We start from the raw sequence: 666 nt of genomic DNA, 5'->3' as shown, positions 1-666 counted from the left end.
TGGTCGACATCGAAGGTCGAGAGCAATCCCTCGTCGGCGCGCAGATGGGCCAGATCGGGTGTGAAGAAACCGCGCTGAGTGAGGATATCCACCAGAAAGGTCGGGGTGCCGGTCTCGAACCACCAGGGGCGGAATTGGCGCTTCTGAAACAGCAGCAGCACATCGAAGGGGTTGTAGACCGATTCCCCAGTCCAGTTGTAGCCGTTGTACCAACGGCGGATCTCGTCGCGATCCAGTCCCTCAACTTCGGGTGCGAAGACGGTGTCGAGATCATGCTCGGTATAGCCGCAGAGCGCGGAATACTCGGCATCGACCGTGATGTCGTTGAGGCTGTTCAGCCCAGAAAAGATACTGACCTTGCTGAACTTGCTCACCCCGGTGAGAAAGGCGAAGCGGATGTGGGCGTCCTGACCCTTGATGACCGAGTAGAGGTTGCGCAGTCCATCGCGCATCTCGCCGGCGATCTCCGGGCAGGTCAGGTTGTCGAGGATCGGCTTGTCGTACTCATCGACCAGCACCACCACCCGCTCGCCGGTGAGGGCGTGGGCCTGACGGATCAACTGCGAAAAGCGCCCGGAGAGACTGAGCGCCTGGCCACTCGCCGCCAGACGCGCCTCATTCTCCGCCAGCAGCTCCTCGATCTTGGCATCCAGATCGGCGCGGCTA

The 666-nt window shown here is 61.3% G+C and carries 1 protein-coding gene; it reads right to left on the bottom strand.

Going from position 1 to position 666, the window contains the following annotated elements:
* On the bottom strand, positions 1–666 hold a 666-nt coding region (locus CKO23_RS25060), incomplete at both ends, for an AAA family ATPase (protein WP_200336307.1).

It is taken from the genome of Thiocystis violacea, from assembly GCF_016583565.1.
GTDB classification, from domain to species: Bacteria; Pseudomonadota; Gammaproteobacteria; order Chromatiales; family Chromatiaceae; genus Thiorhodococcus; species Thiorhodococcus violaceus_A.
This window is presented reverse-complemented; position numbering and strand designations above follow the sequence as displayed.